Origin of the sequence: Allohoeflea poritis (assembly GCF_027889715.1) — a bacterium.
Classification (GTDB): domain Bacteria; phylum Pseudomonadota; class Alphaproteobacteria; order Rhizobiales; family Rhizobiaceae; genus Hoeflea_A; species Hoeflea_A poritis.
This window is the reverse complement of the sequence record NZ_JAPJZH010000010.1, coordinates 26,165-44,644: the sequence shown is the minus strand read 5'-3', so window position 1 is coordinate 44,644 and position 18,480 is coordinate 26,165. Positions and strand designations below refer to the sequence as shown.

The following is an 18,480-nucleotide window of genomic DNA, read 5'->3' as shown; positions in this document are numbered from 1 at the left end:
ACCTACTCTCCTGCCGCATGCGCCTTTTCCGTCCGTGCCCGTTCACGGATATCGCGGATGCTCGACCAGCTATAGAGCGCCAGCGCCGACCAGATCAGCACGAAGGCCAGCAGCTGCCATGATGAAAACGGCTCGCGGAAGACGAAGACGGCAATGAGAAAAATAAGGGTCGGCGCCACATATTGCATCAGCCCCATGGTGGAGAGCCGCAGCATCCTGGCGCCCAGCGCATAACTGATCAGCGGCAGCGCCGTGGCCGGACCGGCAAACATCATGAGCATCGTGTCAAAGGTGTTGCCCGCCATGAAATGACCCATCCCCTCGATGTCCAGCGCCAGCAGAATGAACAGCGACGGCAGGCTCAAAAGCACGACTTCAAGGAAAAAGCCCTGGGACGGCCCGATCGGCATCGTCTTGCGGAAATAACCGTAGATACCGAAGCTGAACGCAAGGGAAAGCGACACCCAGGGGAGCCCGCCGGCATCATAGGTCAACACGGCAACCGCGAGGACCGCCAGGAAGATGGCCGCCAGTTGCGGCTTCGTGAAGCGTTCGCCCAGGAACAGCGCGCCGAGCATGATGCTGACGATCGGATTGATGTAATAGCCGAGGGCCGTCTCAACCGTGCGCTCATTGGCGACCGCCCAGGTGTAAATGCCCCAGTTGATGGCGATCAGGGTCGCCGTCAGCCCGGCCATCGCCAGCACTCTCGGGTTCCTGACGGCATGTTTCAGATCGGCCGTGCGGCCCATCCAAAGGATGATCAGACCGGCGACCGGGATTGACCACAGAATGCGGTATGCAACGACCTCAATCGCCGGCACGTGATCGACAGCCTTCATGTAGAACGGCAGAAGGCCCCACATCAGATAGGCGCTGATCCCGAAGGCAAATCCGCGTGCTGCCGTATTGTCTGGCTCCGTGCCGTTCATGGCCATGCCATTTCTATTCAGATTCAAAAGCTTGGAATATCAGGCGGATAAAATGAATCAAGCGGCCGTGAATATCCCCATGATCGCGTGACCGGCACCAGGCCGGCGCATCACGCAATCACATGCACAAAATAATGGCAAGCAGGTTCATCCATCCTTGCGCATTTTGAGCAGTTTGTAGGTCACCGAATCCATCAACGCCTGGAAGGACGCATCAATGATGTTGTGCGATACGCCGACGGTCCACCAGCGCTCGCCGCTCTGGTCGCGCGACTCGATAAGCACCCGTGTGATCGCTTCCGTGCCGCCATTGAGGATTCGCACCTTGTAGTCCGTCAGTTCGAGATCCTCGATTTCGGCCTGGTATTTGCCGAGATCCTTGCGCAGGGCGATATCGAGCGCGTTGACCGGACCATGACCCTCGGATACGGACATCTTGGTCTCGCCGTCGATCTCCACCTTGACGATGGCTTCCGAAATGGTCTTCAGATTTCCGTTGGCGTCGAAACGGCGCTCCACCATGACGCGGAAACTGTCCACCTTGAAGAACTCCGGCACCCGGCCAAGCGTGCGCCGCGCCAGCAGTTCGAAACTGGCATCGGCGCCCTCATAGGCATAGCCGGCGGCCTCGTGTTCCTTGACGATGGAGATCAGCCGGTCGAGGCGCGGATTGTCCTTGGAGACCTCGATGCCACGCCGGTTCAACTCGTTGATGAAATTGGACTTTCCGCCCTGGTCGGAGACCATGACCTTGCGCTGGTTGCCCACGGCATCCGGCTCCACATGCTCATAGGTGCGCGGATCCTTCAGGAGCGCCGAGGCGTGGATGCCGGCCTTGGTGGCGAAGGAGGAAGCGCCGACATAGGGAGACTGCGGCTCGGGAGACCGGTTCAGCAGTTCATCGAAGGCATGGGAGATGCGCGTCAACTGCTTGAGCTTGTCCGCATCGATCTCGGTCATGAACCGGCTGTTCCAAAGCGGCTTCAGCACCAGCGTCGGGATCAGAGTCACAAGATTGGCATTGCCGCAGCGCTCGCCGATGCCGTTGAGCGTTCCCTGCACCTGACGTACGCCGGCATCGACGGCCGCCAGCGAATTGGCGACGGCCTGCCCTGTGTCGTTGTGCGCGTGAATGCCGAGATGATCCCCCGGGATGCCGGCAGCGATAACCGCACTGACAATCTTCGCAACTTCCGCCGGCTGCGTGCCGCCATTGGTGTCGCAAAGCACCACCCAGCGCGCGCCGGCATCATAGGCCGCCCGCGCGCAGGCCAGCGCATAGTCGGCATTGGCCTTGTAGCCGTCGAAGAAATGCTCGCAGTCGACCATTGCCTCCTTGCCGGCGGCAACCGTCGCCTCGACGGACGCCGTGATCCCCTCGAGGTTCTCCTCATTGGTGATGCCAAGCGCTACGTCGACATGGTAGTCCCAGCTCTTGGCCACGAAACACACGGCGTCGCTCCGCGACTGCAGCAGCGCCGATACACCCGGATCGTTGGAGGCGGATACGCCTGCCCGCTTTGTCATGCCGAAGGCGACAAAGGAGGCACTCTTCATGCGGTTCTTCTCGAAGAAGGCGGTGTCGGTCGGATTGGCGCCCGGATAGCCGCCCTCCACATAATCGACGCCGAACTCATCGAGCAGCTTGGCGATGGCAATCTTGTCCTCGACGCCGAAATCGATGCCGGGCGTCTGCTGCCCGTCCCGCAATGTGGTGTCGAATAGGTAGATCTTCTCGCGCTGACTCATTGTCTCGTTCGCCTGTTCATCGTTCGGACGGCCTTCCGGGCGGCCGCTAAAGCACTTCCCATGTGGTTACGCGGTCTCCGGTCTCCGGATCCTTGCCGTCCTTGAGCTGGATGCCGCTCGAGGCCAGTTCATCGCGGATAGCATCGGCGCTCGCCCAGTCCTTGTCGCGAATGAAGGCGAGCCGGGTGGCGATGCGCTCCGCAATCACCGCCTCATCGACATCGGTCGTCTTCGCCTGCCTGTAGGCGGAAAAGCCGAGCATCCTGAGTGTCGATGCCAGCGCCGCTCCGTCGAGCGCGCTCAATCGTGCCAGCACACCGGGAAAATTGAGATCGTCGGACAGCGCGTCGATCACTTCGGCGTCCGGCAGCCCGTCGTCGGCCGCATCCCCGGCGCGGCGGGCGAATTTCTCCAAAAGCCGCTCGGCCTCTTCGAGCTTGCGCTTCGAGAAGTCGATCGGCTCGCGATAATGGGTCATCAGCATAGCCAGCCGCAGCACCTCGCCCGGCCAGCTTCGTGCGCCGAATGTGTCGCCGGCCAGCAATTCGTGGATGGTGACGAAGTTACCAAGGCTCTTGGACATCTTCTGACCCTCCACCTGGAGGAAGCCGTTGTGCATCCAGATATTCGCCATGCGCTCGGTGCCATTGGCGCAGCAAGACTGGGCGATCTCGTTCTCATGGTGCGGGAAAATCAGATCGAGGCCGCCGCCATGAATGTCAAAGACCTTTCCCAGATAGCGCTCGCTCATGGCCGAGCACTCGATATGCCAGCCCGGGCGGCCAACGCCCCAGGGTGAAGGCCAGCCGGGCTCATCTTCCGCCGACTGCTTCCACAGGACGAAGTCGCCGGGATTCCTTTTGTGGTCCTCAACGGCTATGCGTGCGCCGGCTTGCTGATCCTCCAGCTTGCGATGCGAAAGTTCGCCATATTTCGGTGTCGATGTGACGTCGAAAAGAACCTCGCCGCCCGCCTCGTAGGCGTGGCCCTTCTCCAGAAGCACGCCGATCATCTCGATCATCTGCGGGATGTTGTCCGTCGCCCGCGGTTCGAAATCCGGCTCGAGGCAACCGAGCTGTCCGACATCGGCGTGGAACTGATCGGCCGTCTTGGCCGTTACCAGCGCAATCGCATCGTTGAGCGGCTTGTCCGGATGATCCCGGGCGGCGCGGGCATTTATCTTGTCGTCGACATCGGTGATGTTGCGCACATAGGTGACGTTTTCCGCGCCGAAATGGTGCCGCAGCAGCCGGAAAAGGAGATCGAACACGATGACCGGGCGCGCATTGCCGATATGCGCGAAGTCGTAGACCGTCGGACCGCAAACATACATACGCACATTCGTCGGGTCGATCGGGGCAAAATCTTCCTTTTCGCGCGTCAGCGTGTTGTGCAGTTGAAGGCGTCGGTCGCCCATAGGTCAAACTCCCTTGTGCCTCTGGCCAGGGCGTTTGTCTTTGCACGGATTTGAGACGAAAACGGCCAGGCCAGCGGATGGCTAGCTGATAATGATGCAGATGATGCAAATTGCGGCGGAGCCGCGAAGCGTTTTCATGGCGCAACTTATCGCCGTTCGCGGGCGCGCCGTCAAGTCATGCCTGCAGCGATCATTAAACGATCATGAATTGACGTATCGCAGCAAAAGGCCGACGGCCAGTCCAGCCATGATCAGCCCGATGATGATGTCCAAAATGCGCCAGGCCACGGGCCGCACGAAGATCGGCGCAAGCAGCCGCGCTCCGTATCCGAGGCCGAAGAACCACACAAAGGAAGCGATGCCCGCGCCGATACCGAAGGCAAGACGGGCTGAGCCCTCATAGCCTCCGGACAGGCCGCCGATCAGCAGGACCGTGTCGAGATAGACATGCGGATTGAGGAAAGTCAGCGCCAAGCAGGTGGTGACCGCCGCCCAGAAGCCCGCTGCGGTTTTGCTGGACGCTTCCAGGCCGTGCGGGTGCAGTGCGCGCCTGAAGGCCAGCACGGCATAGCCGAACAAAAACAGGGCGCCGCCAAGCGTGACGACACTGATGAGGACGGGCGAGCGGGCGACAACGGTTCCGAGACCGGCGACGCCCGCTGCAATCAGCAGGGCGTCGGAAATCGCGGCAATCAGGCAGACGACGAAAACATGCGAACGCACAAGGCCCTGACGCAGGATGAAGGCATTCTGGGCGCCGATGGCGATGATCAGCGAGCCGCCAAGCAGAAATCCGGCCATCGCCGCTCCGGTGATCGGATGGTCGAACATTCTTCTCCCGTGACGTTGTGTAAGCGCTGCCCGCTAGAAGAGCGACAATTGATTGCCGTCTTCGGGATCTTCGGCCGCTAATTCAGGCGTTTCGCCGGCGATGTCAACGGGTTCCTGTATGTCCGGTCCCATATTGGCGACCTTGTTGACCTTGTCCGAGACAGGGACGGCTTCGAAGAAATCCTCATTCGCCGGCACGAGAAGATCGGTCACATGGCGCGGCTCCTGCGTCTTGCAGTCGAGCCAGCGGCTGAAATCCTCGGGATGGATGACGACCGGCATGCGATGGTGGATGTGCTCCAGCGTCTTGTTTGCGGTCGTCGTCAAGATCGCGCCGGTGTCGATCTCCGATCCGTCGGCCGCGAGCAGCGAATCCATCACTCCGGCGAAGGCAACAATTCCGCCATCGCGCGGACGCACCCAATAGGCCTGGGGCCGTCGCCTGCCCTGGCGCCGCCACTCATAAAACCCTGACGCCGGAACCAGTGTCCTCCAGTGCCGCATCGGCCCGCGGAAGGAGGCCTTCTGCAGGACCGTTTCGGAGCGCCCGTTGATGATCAGCGGGAAATCCTTCGGATCCTTGATCCACGCGGGCAGAAGGCCCCAGCGCACCAGAAAGGCGCGGCGGTCCGGCAGATTGGTGCCCGGCGGGCGGCCCGCGCCGTCGCCGGCCGCAATCATCAGGATCGGCTGTGTGGGCGCAATATTGTAACGCGGCTCGTGCCGTTCGATTTCCGACAATTCGAAGAAGGCCGCAAGTGCGTCCGCCGACTGGGTCAGGGAAAATCGTCCGCACATAGGCAATCGTTCCTAGAAGGTGACGCGATCCGCATCGATCTCGGCGTCGCGCAGCCGCTCCTGGGCACGGAACAGATCGTTCTGTTTGAACGACAACTGCGTTGCCAGGCGCGCGCGTTCGCCTTCGTCGCCGGCTTCCGCAATCTTGCTCGTGAGATCGTCGATTTCGCCGCGCACCCGGTCACGCTCCTGACGGGCATCATAGACACGCTTGCCGATCGCGTAGGTTCTCAGGAAACCGGGCGCGACATCGGCCGGGCACGACTGCGCGTAATATTTGCCCTCGCGTCCGACAATCAGGCCGTTCTGCGGTCGGCAATACTGCCGGATGCCGACTTCCCAGCCGGCGCGCCAGGAGGCCGCGTCAACCGGCGTGCCGTAACGCGAACAGGCCTTCTCATGCTCGACGATATAGGATGATGCCCTGCCCTCCTGGCCGTTGCGCTGACCCAGATCGCGCCAGTTCGCGGTCTGGCACTCGGCCTCGTTCAGCGTGGCGCAGGCCGACAACACCAGGGGCGCGGCGAGAATCCAGATCATTGCGGACAGTCTTGATGAGCGCATGGCGGTCCTGTCTGGCTGTTTTCCTTGTCGATTATTCAATAGGATGAATCGCGGCGAAATACCGGCCCGCAGGATAACAAGGAAGACACGGCAAGGAAGTTTCGATTATGGCTTATCCCCGGATTGCTGTGTCCGCGATATTGCGGCGCGAGAACCGCTACCTCCTGGTGCTGCGCGGCAAAGGCCAGTCGCAGGGCCAGTACGCGTTTCCGGGCGGCAAGGTGGAGCCCGGCGAACGGCTGGACATCGCCGCCCTGCGCGAACTTCGTGAGGAAACCGGGATACGGGGCGATCATGCGCGGTTTTTCCGGCTGTACGATCTGATTGCGCATGGCGATGACGGTGTGCTGGAAAGCCACTATGTGCTGGCGGTTCATCTTGTTGAGGCAGCGGATGGCCAGGAGGCGGTCGCCGCCGACGATGCGGCGGATGCCGGCTGGTTCACGATCGAGGAAATCCGGTCGCTGCCAACGCCGCCAAGCGTCCTGGAATGCGTTGAGTATATCGACATGCACGGCCATGAGCCGGAGCCGCGCGTTCTGTCGATGGAAGCCTGACATCAAAAAAATGTGAGGACCCTTGAGTGGCTGCACGCTTGATGGGCTTGCTAGGTTGCCCCTGACACAATCCGGAGACCGACCGATGGCCAGCGCGCATTCACTCATCCGGCTCACTGCCCTGCTGCTGGCGGGGATGCTGCTTCTACCCGGCACCGCATGGTCCGATCCGGACCGGTGGGAGCGCGAGGGCTGGTCGACCGATTTCTCCAGGCACGCGATCGCATACAGCGAAATCATGTCCGGCGGGCCGCCGAAGGACGGGATTCCATCAATCGATAATCCCAGCTTCACGGCAGTATCGGAGGTGGAGGACCTTATCGACCGGGAACCGGTGATGGGTCTGGAGATCAATGGCGACGCGCGCGCTTATCCGTTGCGCATCCTCATGTGGCACGAGATTGTCAACGACACGGTCGGCGGCTTGCCCGTTACCGTGACCTATTGCCCCCTCTGCAATGCGGCACTGGTCTTTGATCGCCGGATCGGCGGCGCGGCCGACACGTTCGGTACGACCGGCAAGCTTCGGAACTCCGATCTCGTCATGTATGACCGGCGCACCGAAAGCTGGTGGCAGCAATTCACCGGCGAGGCAATTGCTGGAGAACTGACGGGCATGAAGCTGGAACTCATTCCTTCGCGGCTGGAGTCCTGGAAGAATTTCAAGACCCGCCACCCGGACGGAAAGGTGCTTGTTCCCAACAATCCGGGCATGCGCGACTACGGCCGCAATCCCTATGAGCGCTACGATACGCGGGATCGTCCGTTCCTCTACCGGGGCGAGTTGCCCGAGGATATCCCGGCGATGGCACGGGTGGTGCTGGTGCGCGACGGCGGCGATCCGATCGCCGTGACGATGCTCAAGGTCCGCGAGGAAGGTCCGCTCGAGCGGCGCGGCCTTACCATCGCCTGGGAAGAAGGACAGGCATCTGCGCTCGACACGGGCGACATCGGCGATGGCCGCGAAGTCGGAAACATCACTGTGCAGCGCGACGGCAAGGATGTGCCCTATGACATCACTTTCGCCTTTGTCGCCCACGCCTTCATGCCGGAAACGAAGATCGAGAAGGCGGCCAGTGAATAGGCCCGTTCCTCACTCGGAAACGTGCCTCAAAACGCCGTTAAGGCTTATCGCACAATGCCGCTTTCGCGGCTTTTCGTTTCCATGCTAAATCATGGCCATGAAACGTTTTTGCCGCGCTGCCGCGCTCTCCACAATGCTGTCTCTGATCGCTGTATCGCCAGCAGCGGCGCAGAACGCTGAGCCGCCCTATGAGCAAAGACTGATCCAGCTTTCCGAGATCGTCGGCTCGGTGCACTATTTGCGCAAGCTGTGCCTGGGTTCCGAAGAAGGATGGCGCAACAGGATGCAGGCCCTTATCGACATCGAGGCAACCGATCCGGCACGGCGCGCGCGCTTTGTCGCCGCCTTCAACAAGGGGTACCGTTCGTTCGCCTCGGTGCATCGAAAATGCAACAGCGTCGCCATTGAGGCGGAAGAACTCTATCGCAAGCAGGGGCTTGAGCTTGCATCGGAGATCATAGCGCGCTACGGAAATTAGTACTTTGTTAACCTGATCTTTCACTGCGCCGTTTCTGCCGTGATTTGCGTGTTACCTTAAGGTCGGGAAGTAGTGGAGATTTGGTCTCCAGGTGGTGATATGACAGAAACAAGTTTGTCCGAAATAGACGAAATGATCGTCTACGAAAAAATGCAAACCGCCCTTGAGCATCAGACAGAGGCCTGGGCGGAGGGCGTTGCGGACGGAATCGAACCGGAAATTATCGCAGACGCCGCTTTTGTGACGGTCATGCGCGAGACGGTCAAACTATTCGGCGAGGACGCCACCGAGGCGATGCTCGAAGATCTGAAGCGGCGCATGCTGACTGGAGAATTTTCGCCGGAGCGTCTGATACAGTAATTCAGACCGGACGGCGGTGCACTGGGAGCGGCTGCAGGCATGCAGAAAACGCGGGGAACCGGATGCGTTGTCGGCGGGATCACGGCATTCATGTTGTTGAACCCGCTTTCGATGGGCCTCGCCCTGTCGGCCGCGAAATCCGATACCCATCACAGTGATCGCACAGTCATTGTCAACGATGCGCTGGCGCTGAGCGGAATCGGCAGTTCCGACGCGGATACGGCGGACGGGCCGAGGGCGGGTGATGACAGGCCGGGTATCCCGATCGATACAGAGACAGAGCCGGGCGATACGTTTGAGACCGATGTGACGATCGATGAAGCGCCTGCCGTTCCCGGCGAAGCGGTCGTGGTTCGCTATGACATCGACAGGCTGCCGGCGCCGGTGCAGCGCATGCGCGAACTGATCATCGAGGCGGCGTCAAAGGGCCGCGTGGAGGGGCTTCGGCCACTTCTCGGCACCGGCATCACCCAAACGCAGCTGTCCATTAGCGGCTATGAGGGCGATCCGATCGAGTATCTCAAGGAAAACTCCGGTGACGGCGAAGGACAGGAACTGCTGGCCATCCTGCTCGATATCTTCAGCTCAGGTTATGTGCATCTCGACGCGGGCGAGCCCACCGAGATCTATCTGTGGCCCTATTTCTATGCCCTGCCACTCGATGGCCTCGACGAGCGCCAGATGGTGGAACTCTACCGTATTGTCACCGCGGGCGACTATGAGGACATGAAGGCGTTTGGCGCCTATATCTTCTACCGGACCGGCATCGGACCCGAGGGCGATTGGAAATTCTTCGTGGCAGGTGACTAGCGGACCTCTTGTCCATTCACGTTTGGCAGACTACCTAAGGTCCTGCTGAACAATCGGAATATGGGGTCATCATGCACTGTGCCGCACTCACCGACCGGGCTCTGGTCGGCATCTCCGGAGACGACGCGCAGATGCTGCTGCAGGATGTGATCTCCTGCGAGGTTGAAAATCTTCCCGACGGTGTGGCGCGGCCGGGTGCATTACTGACGCCCCAGGGCAAGATCCTGTTTGAGTTTCTGATATCACGCGACGGGGCGGACCGTTTTCTTTTGGATCTTCCCAGGGCGAAGGTCGGGGGATTTGTGCAACGCATGATGATGTACCGCTTGCGCGCCAAGGCCGAGATTGCGCCCGTCGACGATGTTTCGGTCCACGCGGCGTGGGGTGGAGAGCAGCAGGATGGCTGGCTGCTGGACGACCGCTTCCGGAACGAGGCCAACGTTTACAGGATTTACGGCGCCTCGCCCTCGCAAACCGCCTCACATGAGGATTATGATCACCTTCGGGTTGAGAACGGGGTTGCCGAAGCCGGCGCCGACTATGCTCTGTCCGATGCTTTCCCGCACGACATCTCGTTCGATCTGAACGGCGGTGTTTCGTTCAAAAAGGGCTGTTTTGTCGGGCAGGAAGTCGTATCGCGGATGCAGCACCGCTCCACCGCAAGACGGCGCGTCGTCATCGTCGAGGGGCAAGCCCCCCTCCCCGAAACCGGGTCCTCGCTCACCGCCGGCGGCCGCGCTGTCGGATTGCTCGGGACGGTTGCGGGCAATCGCGGCCTGGCGCTTGTCCGGATCGACAAGGTCGCGGCGGCACGCGACAGCAACACGCCGCTTCTTGCCGGTGACGTTCCCGTGGAGGCCACTCTGCCGGCCTGGACCGGCCTTTCCTTTCCCACGGCTGACGCTGCCGGCGAGGCTTGAGGAATGCCGGCAGCTTCCACGTCGCCGCGCGCCTGGCAGCGCATGCTGTCCGGCCGCCGGCTCGATCTCATCGATCCCTCGCCGCTGGATATCGAAATCGGCGACATAGCCCATGGTCTTGCCCGTGTTGCGCGCTGGAACGGTCAGACGACCGGTAACCACGCCTTTTCGGTGGCGCAGCATTCTGTGGTCGTGGAAGAGATTTTCCGGCGCCTGCGGCCGTCCGCCAGCGCAGACGAATGCCTGGTCGCTCTGCTGCACGACGCGCCGGAATATGTCATCGGCGACATGATCTCGCCGTTCAAGGCAATCATGGGCGGCGACTACAAGAAGGTCGAAAAGAGACTTGAGGAAGCGGTGCATCTCAGGTTCGGGCTTGCGCCCGCGATGCCCAAGGCGTTGAAGGCACTCATCAAGCGCGCCGACCGCATATCCGCATTTTTCGAAGCGACGGAGCTGGCGGGATTTTCCGAGAGCGAGGCTGAGAAGCTTTTCGGGCGACCGCGCGGAGTAAGCCGTGATATGGTCTCGCTCGATCCGCTGCCGGCCACGCACGTGCAAGGGGAATTCGTGCGGCGCTTCGAGGCAATAGAGGCACTGCGCGGACACGACAAGAAACGCGCCTGAGTCTTCACTATGACACATATTGTCGTCTGCTCGCTTTCGAAGCTTCCCGCCACCGCCCGGGCGCATCAGGCGCGCGAGATGATCACGCTGATCTCCAACGAACACGAAGTCCGACGCCCTCCCGGCATCCTGGCGGAGCGCCATCTTCGCCTCGACATGAATGACATCAGCGCGAATATCGAAGGCTTGCGCCCGCCGGAAGGGCACCATGTTTCCCGTCTGATCGATTTCGCACGGGAATGGGACCGTTCCGCCCCCCTTCTCATCCACTGCTGGATGGGCATCTCGCGATCCACCGCCGCGGCCTATAGCGTCGCCCTGGCACTCAATCCGGATCTGGACGCGATGCAGCTTGCGCTGGAACTCAGGCGGCGATCGCCCTCGGCGACACCCAATGCCCGCCTGATCCAGCTGGCGGACGCGGCGCTCGGCCGGGACGGACGCATGATCGAAGCGATCGCCCGGATCGGGCGTGGCGCGGAAGCCGCAGAGGGAAAACCCTTTATCCTGCCACTGGAGATCAGATCCGATGGCTTCTGATTCAACAGCCGTCGAAATCGGGCTCAACGCCGCCATCGTCTCAGTCGAGGGCAATGATCCCAAAATCCTCGTCGTCACGCGGGACGAAGACGGAAAGGCGGTGCCGGACGGGTTGCCGCTGGGTTCATTCGATCCGCTGTCGCACCGTACGTTCGAAACCGGCTTGCGCGCCTCTGTCGAACAGCAGACAGCACTGCATCTCGGCTATGTCGAACAACTCTACACATTCGGTGACCGTGGCAGGCACAAGCAGCCGGACGATGTCGATCTTCATATCGTTTCCGTCGGCTATCTGGCGCTCACCCGAAATGACGGCGAGCAGACGGGCGCGCTTCAAAGCAGCGGTGCGCAATGGCGCAACTGGTACGGGTACCTGCCATGGGAGGACTGGCGCGCCGGGCGGCCCGGTATCCTCGACGACACGATCCTGCCGGCACTCAAGGCCTGGGCCGACCGTCCGCTGGAGGAAAGCCACGGCAAACTGCCCAACCGGCGCTCGCGGTTGCGCCTTGCCTTTGGCGACGATGATTTCCCGTGGGACGAGGAACGGGTGCTTGAACGCTACGAGCTTCTTTACGAGGCAGGCCTCGTCGATGAGGCCGTGGCCGACCGCCGAACCGGATCGACCGGCCTGCCGGCACCGCTTGGACGCCAGATGCGGCTCGATCACCGGCGCATCCTGGCAACGGCCATGGCGCGGCTGCGCGGCAAGCTGAAATACCGGCCCGTCATCTTCGAACTGATGCCAACGGAATTCACCCTCACCGCGCTTCAATCGACTGTCGAAGCGATCTCCGGCCGCCACCTGCACAAGCAGAATTTCCGCCGGCTGGTCGAAGGCGCCAAGCTGGTCGAGACCACGGGCGCAACCAGCACGGCGACGGGCGGGCGCCCCGCAGCACTCTACCGATTCCGCAGGGAGGTTCTGGAGGAACGCCCGGCGCCTGGCATCAAGGTCGGCGGGCGTTAGACAAAGATGTCAAGGCCGACATCGAGCGGCGGTGCCGCCATGGTGATCTTCGACGTGGAGATGTAGTCGACGCCGGTCTCGGCCACAGCGGCGATGGTTGCCAGATCGATATTGCCCGATGCTTCCAGCACCGCGCGCCCGGCATTGACACGAACCGCCTCGGTCAGCGTTTCGGGCGACATGTTGTCGAGCAGCACGGCATCCGGCGACGCGGTCAGAGCCTCCTCCAACTGCGCCAGCGTATCCACCTCGACCTCGATCGTGACCATGTGGCCGCAGTGGGAACGGGCCACCTCGATGGCCTTCGCAACGCCGCCGGAGACGGCGATGTGGTTGTCCTTGATGAGCACGGCATCGTCGAGGCCGAAACGGTGGTTGCGGCCTCCGCCGCAGCGCACCGCATATTTCTCAAGAACGCGCAAGCCCGGGATGGTCTTGCGTGTGCAGCAGACCCGTGCATCGGTATGGGCGATCTTGTCGGCATAGGCTGCGGTCAGCGTCGCGATGCCGGACAGATGCATGAGGAAATTCAACGCGACGCGCTCGGCGGCCAACATGCTTCGGGCGTTGCCCTCGACGCGTGCAAGAACGCCGCCGGCAGAGCAATGCGCGCCATCCGCAACCTCGCATCGGACGGACATGCCGGGATCGATAATCCGGAATGCGCTCGCCACAAGCGGCATTCCGGCCACCACACCGTCCTGCCTGGTGGCGATAACAGCCCTGGCGGTCGCGTCGGCGCCGATCGTTGCCTGGCTGGTGATGTCGCCGGCACGGCCGAGATCCTCCTCAAGCGCGGCGCGGGCGCACCGTTCCACAAGGAGGGGTGACAGGGCGGAAAGGTCCGTCATGCCGCGACCATTTCGGCTGCGCTGCCGACAATGTCGTCGGCCTCGGGGAGGGTCAGATAGGTGCGTTTTTTCCACTGAGGATCTGGGGCGGGTCTATCGGAGCGAAAATGCGCGCCGCGGCTTTCCTCTCGCAACAGCGCACCGGCCACGACTAATTTCGCGGTGATCAGCATGTTTCCGAAACGCGCCTTGCGATTTTTGGCTTCCAGTTCTGCAATGAGGCGCGCCGCCCTCGTCAGCCCGTCCCGGTCGCGGATGACGCCAGCGCAATCGCTCATCGTGCGCCGCAGAAGCTGCAATTCCGGACTATCGCTTTCCGTAACGATATCGTCGGATTCGTCGGCCGGGCTTGCCCAATTGTCGCATTTCGGTGCAGGCAGCAACCCCTGGATATCCTCGGCGATGCGCCCGGCGAACACGACGGCCTCAAGCAGCGAATTGGACGCAAGGCGGTTTGCACCATGGGCGCCCGTGGAAGTGACTTCACCGGCGGCCCACAAACCGTCAAGCGAGGTCCGCCCGTCGGCATCCACCAGAACGCCGCCCATGTGATAATGGGCCGCCGGGACAACCGGGATCGGCTCCCGGACCGGATCAATCCCGGCCTTGCGGCAATAGGCGTGAACCGTGGGGAACCGGTCCGCGAATTGTGCCCCGATCGCGCGCGTGCAGTCGAGAAACGCGCCGCGCCCGGCCTGAACCTCGGCATAGATGCCGCGCGCGACGATATCGCGCGGAGCGAGTTCCGCGTCCTGGTGAAGATCGGTCATGAACCGGTGGCCCAAACCATTGATGAGCGTCGCGCCGTCACCGCGCAAAGCCTCGGTGGCAAGCGGCGCCGGGTCGCGCCCGACATCGATCGAGGTGGGGTGAAACTGGACGAATTCCGGATCGGCGATCACCGCACCGGCCCGTGCCGCCATGCCGGTGCCGCCGCCGCTCGCCTGGCCGGGATTGGTGGTCGCCGCGTAGAGATGACCGATCCCGCCCGAACACAGGACGACCGCCCGGGTCGGAAACGCCAGGCGGGTTTTCGACTTGCCGCACTCCGGGCGCGCCACCACCCCGGTCACATAGCGCCCTTCGGTCATCAGCGTTTCGACCACATAGCCCTCGAGCAGACGGATTGACGGCGTTTTGCGGACCTCGGCAATGAGCGCTTCCATGATGGCCTTGCCCGCCATGTCGCCGCGCACGCCGACAACGCGGCTCTCGCGATGCGCGGCCTCGCGGGATACGGCCAGGCGGCCTTCCAGATCGCGATCGAAGGGAACGCCATAGCGCAGCAGATCGTCGATGCGATCGGGGCCCTCGTCAATCATGGCGCGGGCGATCTTCTCATCAACAATGCCGGCACCCGCCGCCACGGTGTCCTGGAGGTGCTTTTCGGTCGTGTCGCCCTCGCTGATGGCGGCGGCGATGCCGGCCTGTGCCCAGGCGGAGGATGCTCCCTGCCCGATCGGCGCCGCAGCCAGCACGGAGACCGGCCGTGGCGCGAGCTTCAGCGCGCAGAAAAGGCCGGCCAGGCCACCGCCGACGATAACCACATCGTCAATGCCGGCCCAGCTACGCGGAGAAAAGACCGTTGTGCTGCTCATTTTCCCAGATTGACCATGCGCTCGACCGCAAGGCGGGCGCGGTCGGCGATCAGCGGATCGATGGTGACCTCATCTTTCATGAAAACGAGGCTGTCGAGGATCTTCGGCAGCGTGATGCGCTTCATGTGCGGGCAAAGGTTGCACGGCTTGACGAATTCAACGCCGGGCGTTTCGGCCTCGACATTGGACGCCATGGAGCACTCCGTCACCAGCAGCACTTTCTGCGGCCGTTCTTCCTTGACATAGTTGATCATGCCGGAGGTCGAGCCGGAGAAATCGCACACGGCGATGACGTCGGGATGGCATTCCGGGTGGCCGATGATCTGAATGTTCGGATCGGTCTGCTTGTAGGCGAGCAATTCGTCGGCGGTGAAGCGCTCATGCACCTCGCAATGGCCCTTCCAGGTCAGGATCTTCTTCGATGTCTGCCTGGCGATGTTCATCGCCAGATATTCATCGGGAATGCACAGCACCGTGTCCTCTTCGAGACTCTCGACAATGGCGAGTGCGTTGGACGAGGTGCAGCAGATGTCGGTTTCCGCCTTCACATCGGCCGATGTGTTGACATAGGTGACCACCGGAACGCCGGGATTGGCGGCCTTGAGGCGGCGCACGTCGGCTCCGGTGATCGATTCGGACAATGAGCACCCGGCCTTGAGATCGGGGATCAGAACCGTTTTGTCCGGATTGAGCAGCTTGGACGTCTCGGCCATGAAATGCACACCGCACTGGACGATGATTTCGGCGTCCACCGTGCCGGCCTCGCGGGCAAGCTGGAGGCTGTCGCCGACAATGTCGGACACACAGTGGAAAATCTCCGGCGTCTGATAATTATGCGCCAGGATAACGGCGCCGCGCTCTTTCTTGAGCCGGTTGATGGCGTGGATATAGGGTGCGAAGACCGGCCACTCGATGGCCGGGATATGATCCTTGACCCGTGCATATAGATGCTCGGTTTCGCGCGCCACTGCGGGCGTGAATTCAAGGCCCGGCATATCGACAGCACCAAAGCGCTCAAGCGCCCCTGCTTCCGGCTGTGCATTCCAATCGTTGGTGGCTGTCTGGAGCATGTTCATCGCGCCTCTCCCCTGCCATTTCCTGCTTTTGCTCAATATGAGCATAAGCAGGTCGAAAGAAAACCCGGCAGCGCCGGACAGTCCTTACATAGGACCCGGAAACCGAATTTGCAAGCGGCATCGCGCCAGGTGCGACAATTAATGCTTGCGAATACAACTTGACCGTTTGATCAGTTTTCTTGATGAATTGCTCAAAATTGCTGCTTTGACAGCCTGTCCCGATCTTCCGTAAATTCCCGCTATCTTCGGCATGTCCGTCAAGCAGCGCGACAGCACCAGCCGCAATCTTTCCAGGCGTTTCCCGCGCCCTATAGTTGACATCCGAAAGGGGCGACCATGACAACCAGTACCGCCAGGGCCGGATTTCCGTGGCTGATTATCGCCAGCGGGTGCGTCATTGCCGCGCTGACATTCGGACCGCGCTCGGCAATCGGCTTCTTCCAGTTGCCGATGCTCGCCGATACCGGCTGGGACCGGACGACGTTCGGTCTCGCAATGGCGTTGCAGAATCTCTTCTGGGGTCTCGGCCAGCCGGTGTTCGGCGCGATCGCCGACCGCTACGGGACATGGCGCGTTCTGGCGCTCTCCGCCCTGCTCTACGCCGGCGGCCTCTATATGATGGCGGTGGCGGACGCGCCGATCTGGCTGCACATCGGGGGCGGTGTTCTGGTCGGTCTCGGGGTTGCCGCCGGCTCTTTCGGTATCATTCTGGCGGCCTTTGCCCGCAATGTTGACGCGGACAGCCGCTCCTTCGCCTTCGGCCTCGGCACGGCAGCGGGTTCGGCCGGCATGTTCATCTTCGCACCGATAACCCAGGGCCTGATCGATGCCGTGGGCTGGTCCGACACGCTGGTCTATTTTGCGGTCGCGATGCTGATCGTACCGGTCCTTGCCGTTTCCCTACGCGGCAATGCGCAATCGGGCACGCAATCGGCAAACGAGATCGACCAGACGGCGCGGCAAGCCCTGCGCGAGGCTCTCGGCTATGGCGACTATCTGCTGCTGACCGCCGGTTTTTTTGTCTGCGGCTTTCAGGTGGCCTTCGTTGCAGCGCATTTCCCGGCCTATGTGAGCGACATCGGGGTGGCGGCGCGATATGCGGTCATCGGTGTCGCACTGATCGGTTTTCTCAACATAATCGGCTCGCTGGCCGCCGGCGTGATCGGACAGCGCCACTCCAAGCCGATGTTTCTTGTCGTGCTTTACCTGTGCCGATCGGTGGCGATCGCCCTGTTTCTCATTTTGCCGCAGACCGGCACATCGGTCATCCTCTTCTCGGTCGCGCTGGGTTTCCTGTGGCTTTCGACCGTGCCGCCGACCAATGCGCTGGTCGCGGTCATGTTCGGCACCCGCCATCTCGGTATGCTGGGCGGCATCGTGTTCCTGTCGCACCAGATAGGCTCATTCCTCGGCGTGTGGATGGGCGGCTATCTGTACGATGTCTTCGGCTCCTACAATCCCGTCTGGTGGATTGGCGTGCTGCTCGGCCTTTTCGCCGCCATCGTGCACTGGCCCATCCGCGAGCAGGCCGTGCCCCGTGCCGCCGCCGCACCGGCGGCGTAGAAAGACAAATCAGTTATTTGCGGCGAGCGCTTTCAGTGCTGCATTGACAAAGCCGGACCGCGCGTCGGGAACCTCCATGCCGCGCGGCTCGTAAACATGACGCCGCAGGAAGAAGCCGGTCAGGTCGAAGGCTGCCGAGAGGCTGTCCCCCTCGGCCGATTTGCGGCTGCCTTCGGCAAGGAACTCGGGCAAAGACAACATCTTGTCGGCCCATGGGCGTCCTGCCTCGCGGCTGACGGCGCGGCCTGATTTGGGCGAGACGTAACACAATTCTTCACGGGTGCCCGTCGCAGCACAGCTTGTGAGATCGAGGCCGAAACCGAGATCTTCCAGCATGGCGAGTTCAAAGCGGATGAACAGCTCACCGGCACTTTGCGGGTCCTGGAGGTTTTCCAGGATGATGCCGAGCGCTTCATAAAGATGCGGATGCGGATCGCGCTCCGGCAGCAGCCGAAGAAGCGCGGCCAGAGCCTGAACGCCATAGACCGCCGTTGCCGATTCCATCAATGCGGCCGCCCTCAGGGCCGTCGGCTCGACCTGATAAGTGCCCAGATGCTGGTCCAGACGGGCGCGCCAGGTGACCTGGACGCTGTTTCCCGGCTGCAGCACCGGCTGCATGCGGCGCGAACGGCCGCCGCGCACAAGGCCGAGATGGCGTCCGCGTTGCCTTGTCATGATTTCGGCGATGACGCTGCTTTCTCCGTGGCGGCGTGCTCCCAGAACTATGCCTTCATCCTGCCATTCCATACCGGCGA

The 18,480-nt window shown here is 62.0% G+C and carries 20 protein-coding genes; 10 read left to right on the top strand and 10 right to left on the bottom strand.

The annotated features are described in order from the left end of the window. Nucleotides 1–2: 2 nt before the first annotated feature. The 6 genes from rarD to OOZ53_RS16205 form a co-directional block, all read right to left on the bottom strand. On the bottom strand, nt 3–938 hold the full coding sequence (gene rarD, locus OOZ53_RS16230) for an EamA family transporter RarD (protein WP_271090717.1): 936 nt from the start codon (nt 936–938) through the stop codon (nt 3–5). Nucleotides 939–1,079: 141 nt separating this feature from the next. Next, nucleotides 1,080–2,681 carry a citramalate synthase gene (cimA, locus tag OOZ53_RS16225; RefSeq protein WP_271090716.1) on the bottom strand — a complete coding sequence of 534 codons (1,602 nt, stop codon included), beginning with the start codon at nt 2,679–2,681 and terminating at the stop codon, nt 1,080–1,082. A 46-nt stretch (nt 2,682–2,727) separates the two neighbouring features. Further along, the gene (cysS, locus tag OOZ53_RS16220) at nt 2,728–4,098 is read right to left on the bottom strand and encodes a cysteine--tRNA ligase (RefSeq protein WP_271090714.1); all 1,371 of its coding nucleotides are present in this window, start codon (nt 4,096–4,098) and stop codon (nt 2,728–2,730) included. A 201-nt stretch (nt 4,099–4,299) separates the two neighbouring features. Continuing rightward, nucleotides 4,300–4,914: a LysE/ArgO family amino acid transporter gene (locus OOZ53_RS16215; protein ID WP_271090866.1), complete on the bottom strand. Its 615-nt coding sequence runs from the start codon at nt 4,912–4,914 to the stop codon at nt 4,300–4,302. Between the two features lie 48 nt (nt 4,915–4,962). Continuing rightward, the gene (locus OOZ53_RS16210) at nt 4,963–5,727 is read right to left on the bottom strand and encodes an SOS response-associated peptidase (RefSeq protein ID WP_271090712.1); all 765 of its coding nucleotides are present in this window, start codon (nt 5,725–5,727) and stop codon (nt 4,963–4,965) included. A gap of 12 nt (nt 5,728–5,739) precedes the next feature. Continuing rightward, on the bottom strand, nt 5,740–6,267 hold the full coding sequence (locus OOZ53_RS16205; protein ID WP_271090710.1) for a DUF2799 domain-containing protein: 528 nt from the start codon (nt 6,265–6,267) through the stop codon (nt 5,740–5,742). Nucleotides 6,268–6,398: 131 nt separating this feature from the next. Here OOZ53_RS16205 and OOZ53_RS16200 point away from each other — a divergent pair, with 131 nt between their 5' ends. The 9 genes from OOZ53_RS16200 to OOZ53_RS16160 all read left to right on the top strand — a co-directional run bounded on the left by OOZ53_RS16200 (nt 6,399) and on the right by OOZ53_RS16160 (nt 12,637). After that, nucleotides 6,399–6,848, top strand: coding sequence for an NUDIX hydrolase (locus OOZ53_RS16200; RefSeq protein WP_333780600.1), 450 nt, complete (start codon nt 6,399–6,401; stop codon nt 6,846–6,848). 85 nt (nt 6,849–6,933) lie between these two features. Beyond that, nucleotides 6,934–7,932, top strand: coding sequence for a DUF3179 domain-containing protein (locus OOZ53_RS16195; RefSeq protein ID WP_271090709.1), 999 nt, complete (start codon nt 6,934–6,936; stop codon nt 7,930–7,932). Between the two features lie 97 nt (nt 7,933–8,029). After that, nucleotides 8,030–8,410, top strand: a complete 381-nt coding sequence (locus OOZ53_RS16190; protein ID WP_271090708.1) for a TIGR02301 family protein — start codon at nt 8,030–8,032, stop codon at nt 8,408–8,410. 99 nt (nt 8,411–8,509) lie between these two features. Continuing rightward, nucleotides 8,510–8,770 carry a hypothetical protein gene (locus OOZ53_RS16185; RefSeq protein WP_271090707.1) on the top strand — a complete coding sequence of 87 codons (261 nt, stop codon included), beginning with the start codon at nt 8,510–8,512 and terminating at the stop codon, nt 8,768–8,770. 39 nt (nt 8,771–8,809) lie between these two features. Then, nucleotides 8,810–9,580 (top strand): hypothetical protein, encoded by a 771-nt coding sequence (locus tag OOZ53_RS16180; protein WP_271090706.1) that lies wholly within the window; start codon nt 8,810–8,812, stop codon nt 9,578–9,580. 71 nt (nt 9,581–9,651) lie between these two features. Beyond that, entirely contained in the window at nt 9,652–10,500 is an 849-nt protein-coding gene (gene ygfZ / locus OOZ53_RS16175; protein ID WP_271090705.1) for a CAF17-like 4Fe-4S cluster assembly/insertion protein YgfZ, read from the top strand. A gap of 3 nt (nt 10,501–10,503) precedes the next feature. Beyond that, nucleotides 10,504–11,127: an HD family hydrolase gene (locus OOZ53_RS16170; protein WP_271090703.1), complete on the top strand. Its 624-nt coding sequence runs from the start codon at nt 10,504–10,506 to the stop codon at nt 11,125–11,127. 9 nt (nt 11,128–11,136) lie between these two features. Continuing rightward, entirely contained in the window at nt 11,137–11,667 is a 531-nt protein-coding gene (locus tag OOZ53_RS16165; RefSeq protein WP_271090702.1) for a tyrosine phosphatase family protein, read from the top strand. After that, complete coding sequence (locus OOZ53_RS16160; protein ID WP_271090700.1) at nt 11,657–12,637, top strand: NUDIX hydrolase; 981 nt, start codon at nt 11,657–11,659, stop codon at nt 12,635–12,637. Before OOZ53_RS16165 ends, OOZ53_RS16160 begins: the two co-directional genes overlap by 11 nt. Here OOZ53_RS16160 and nadC read toward each other — a convergent pair. Genes nadC through nadA form a run of 3 tightly spaced genes read right to left on the bottom strand, consistent with a single transcriptional unit; the run spans nt 12,634 to nt 16,162 of the window. Then, nucleotides 12,634–13,488 (bottom strand): carboxylating nicotinate-nucleotide diphosphorylase, encoded by an 855-nt coding sequence (nadC, locus tag OOZ53_RS16155; RefSeq protein ID WP_271090698.1) that lies wholly within the window; start codon nt 13,486–13,488, stop codon nt 12,634–12,636. The two genes, OOZ53_RS16160 and nadC, sit on opposite strands and share 4 nt — an antisense overlap. Continuing rightward, nucleotides 13,485–15,086, bottom strand: a complete 1,602-nt coding sequence (locus OOZ53_RS16150) for an L-aspartate oxidase (RefSeq protein ID WP_271090697.1) — start codon at nt 15,084–15,086, stop codon at nt 13,485–13,487. Before OOZ53_RS16150 ends, nadC begins: the two co-directional genes overlap by 4 nt. Beyond that, nucleotides 15,083–16,162, bottom strand: coding sequence for a quinolinate synthase NadA (gene nadA, locus OOZ53_RS16145; RefSeq protein WP_425499163.1), 1,080 nt, complete (start codon nt 16,160–16,162; stop codon nt 15,083–15,085). The genes OOZ53_RS16150 and nadA overlap by 4 nt, the downstream gene beginning before the upstream one ends. 336 nt (nt 16,163–16,498) lie before the next feature. On the opposite strand from nadA, the gene OOZ53_RS16140 reads away from it, so the two are divergent. After that, on the top strand, nt 16,499–17,725 hold the full coding sequence (locus OOZ53_RS16140; RefSeq protein WP_271090696.1) for an MFS transporter: 1,227 nt from the start codon (nt 16,499–16,501) through the stop codon (nt 17,723–17,725). 9 nt (nt 17,726–17,734) lie between these two features. On the opposite strand, the gene recO is transcribed toward OOZ53_RS16140, so the two are convergent. After that, nucleotides 17,735–18,472, bottom strand: a complete 738-nt coding sequence (recO, locus tag OOZ53_RS16135; protein ID WP_271090695.1) for a DNA repair protein RecO — start codon at nt 18,470–18,472, stop codon at nt 17,735–17,737. Nucleotides 18,473–18,480 lie beyond the last annotated feature (8 nt).